The 1570-nt window shown below is 50.6% G+C and carries 1 pseudogene; it reads right to left on the bottom strand.

The features are described 5' to 3' along the window. Positions 1-8: 8 nt before the first annotated feature. Positions 9-1514: pseudogene (gene tnpC / locus F6K38_RS41540) on the bottom strand (IS66 family transposase). Positions 1515-1570 lie beyond the last annotated feature (56 nt).

Below are 1570 nucleotides of genomic sequence, written 5' to 3'. Positions count from 1 at the left end.
GTAAGAATTCAGGTCATTGGAATCAGGGAAGGATAAGAAACCGTTGTTGGGGAAACGGTAGCCTCAAGAGCTTGTCGGAAAAATTCCACAGCCGAACGACCCTGGACACGGCAGGTTTGGATGACGCTGAGTAAATCCGCTGTTTCCCGAAACCGTTCCATGGAACGGGAACCGCCACAGACCTTACGTTTGGTCACTGCTGGACGCAATGCTCTTTCCGCTCGATTATTATCAGGTGGAACTTCTGGGTGCTATACGGAAATACCACCATTGGGCAGCTTTGTTTCTAAGAGAACGCAGCAGTAGCCCAGCTGCAGCTCCGGCTTGAGAACTCCATTGCTCCAAAGCTTTCTCCAACTTGGGTTTGAAGCGATGCAGCGCGGTCTTGGGGGTTTCCCCCATGAGCGACTGCATCAAGACACTGAGCTACCCACCCTCGATAAGCAGCTCCATCTTGAGTCTCTCGCCATTTTTGATGCTCATCGAAGGCCTCATCAATTAAATCCAGGAACCGTTGTCCCAATTTCGGGTTATTGCCATGACCCAAGCGGATCACTTTTTTGAAGTGCCGTCTCAGATGAGCTAAACACTTCTGCTGGTGAGCGACTTTGTAACCGTTATAGACACGCTCTGCCGTCGGAACTGAGGACTCCAGCAAATTCGGAACCCACAATTTGTTCGAGTTCCACCCGCCCTCGGGTATCTGCGGCATGGAACAGAGAAAATTTGGCTCCGGCAACAGTCCACAACCATTCTTTTACTCCAGCCACCCCCCACGGGGTTTCATCAACGTGCAGGTGTTGCTGTTGTTGCGCCCACTGCCAAAGTTCTTGAATAGGTATAGCTACCGACTGCGCCAGTCGTCGATTGGTGGCGGCTAGAGTTCCCACTCCGATTTTGAGTCCCGTCAACTCTAGTAGCCATTCTTGTTGTTTTTCTTCGGATAGGTTTCCCTGATTTCCCATCCAAGCCAGCATCGCGCTGTTGGAGATGCCCAAGTCTTGTCCGGGGATGACTCCAGGGGCTTTGGCTTCTTTGACTTGCCTGTGGCAATGGACACATTTGCAAGTGTGATACTGATATTCGACTATTTCTACGGGACGCTCTACGAGTTGGGCGACTTGTTTACAGCTTACAGATACAGGTGCGTCAAGGAATTCTTCTGAGCCACAGTTGGGACACACTGATGGTCTGACAATTTGGTAGCGGTCTACTCGCGCCATACCTTTTCTGGTTTTTCCTTGATGTCCCGGCTGCCCTCCAGGTTTTCTTTTGGCTTGAGGGGCGATTGACTCTGGCGGTTTGGGTTTTTCCGATTTCTGAATTAAGTCCGCTGATGGCGGTTGTGAGGTAATTTGGCTGTTGGGTCTGAGTCTGAGCTTGAGCTGGGCTACTTCCTCTAACAGTTGGTCAATCAGCTTTTGCTGCTCTAGTATCATGACCACCAACTGCTCCGTTGTCAGTTGCTTGAGTTGGGGGGGAGCTAGTTTTTCGGGTTTCGGTTTTTCGCTCATGCCGTCACCATACCGGATTTCTTGATTTTGTCAACCCCTCTCACCTGAATTCTTAC

This window comes from Moorena sp. SIO3B2 (assembly GCF_010692525.1).
GTDB classification, from domain to species: Bacteria; Cyanobacteriota; Cyanobacteriia; order Cyanobacteriales; family Coleofasciculaceae; genus Moorena; species Moorena producens.
Note: the sequence above shows the minus strand (reverse complement) of the source record. Positions and strands in the feature narration are given on the sequence as shown.